Source organism: uncultured Luteimonas sp. (genome assembly GCF_947492465.1).
In the GTDB taxonomy this organism is placed as follows: domain Bacteria; phylum Pseudomonadota; class Gammaproteobacteria; order Xanthomonadales; family Xanthomonadaceae; genus Luteimonas.
Genome location: NZ_CANLNF010000028.1, coordinates 1 through 1,455, shown reverse-complemented (window position 1 = coordinate 1,455; position 1,455 = coordinate 1). Strand labels below are relative to the sequence as shown.

At 63.6% G+C, this 1,455-nt stretch carries 1 protein-coding gene; it reads left to right on the top strand.

Annotated features, from left to right (window positions below; all coding sequences use genetic code 11):
* Nucleotides 1-1,107, top strand: a 1,107-nt coding sequence (locus tag Q0863_RS18420; protein WP_298581757.1) for an IS110 family transposase, incomplete at its 5' end; no start/stop codon positions are given.
* Nucleotides 1,108-1,455: the final 348 nt, after the last annotated feature.

Below are 1,455 nucleotides of genomic sequence, written 5' to 3'. Positions count from 1 at the left end.
TCTGAAAACTCATATCGCCGCCTCCCCGGCGATGGCGGTACGTTCGCGTTTCCACACACCGAACGGACGCCATGCGACGAGGAGACGACCATGCCACTGTATGCGGCTTGCGACTTGCATTCCAACAACACAGTCCTGGCGGTTCTGGATGAGGCGGGGACGGTCCAGCTCCGACAGCGCGTCCCCAATGATCTGGGACTGATAGACGCGGCCTTGGCACCCTTCCGCGGACAGTTGCACGGCGTCGCGGTCGAGTCGACGTACAACGCCTACTGGTTGCTCGACGGGCTGTCCCAGGCAGGCTATCCAGCGCAAATGGTCAACACGTTGGCCGTGCCGCAGTATGCCGGCCTGAAGCAGGCCGATGATCACTCCGATGCCCGGCACCTGGCCAACCTGATGCGGCTTGGCCTGCTGCCGACCGCCTACATCTACCCGAAAGCCCAACGCGGCCTGCGCGACCTGCTCCGGCGTCGCATGCTGCTCGTCCAGCAATCGGTCCGCTTGCTGCAGTCAGTGCAAGGATACTGGGCACGCGCAACCGGACAGCGGCTATCAGCCAATGCGTTCCGGCACCTCACCCGTCCGCAACTGGCCGAAACCTTCACCGATCCCGACGAGCTGTTTGCCGTGGCCAACCTGCTGCAATGCTGGCTGTCGCTGCAGCAACGCATCCATGCGATCGAGGACTGGCTCGCCAAGGACACTCGCCAGCGCAAGGACCTCGCGGCGCTGCGGACGATTCCAGGCGTCGGGATCATCCTCGGCCTGACGGTCGCGCTTGAGAGTGGCCAAGTCGAGCGCTTCGATCACGTCGGTCAGTACACCTCCTACTGCCGGTTGGTGCCGGCCGACAAAGTCTCCAACGGCAAGCGCAAGGGCACGGGCAACCGAAAATGCGGAAACCGCTACTTGGCCTGGGCGTGGATCGAAGCGGCCAACTTCGCAATCCGGTTCTCCCCGCCCGTAAAGACCTGGTATCAGCGCAACGCTGCGCGCAAGCCGCGGGTGGTGGCGCTCAAGGCCGTCGCGCACAAACTTGCGCGCGCCGGATTCCATCTCATGCGCGACGGTGGCCGGTTCGAGGTGCACCGCGCCTTTGCCTGACCTGCACGGCCAGCATCCTGGCACAGGGGTCTGGCAGAACCACACAATCTGAAGAGGACTGGCCGTGCACCTGTTTCCATCGCCCGTCGCTCGAGCCATCAAAGGGTGGTCTTCGAGACCGTGAATCTGAGGCGCTTAAGCCTGTGGACGATGCGACGGACAACCGAGTGAGTGTTGGGCGCCAAGGGCGTGGGCGGCAACAGCTGCTAGATCCAGAAGGGTGACGGAGGCGGTGGATTCGCCTCGCATCGAAACACTACCGGAGACGATGGATCAGTCAGGCATTTAACTCGCGGCCCGGAACCGGGAGGAGCCTCTACGGGCCTATTGACCCCGGCGGCGAAATGG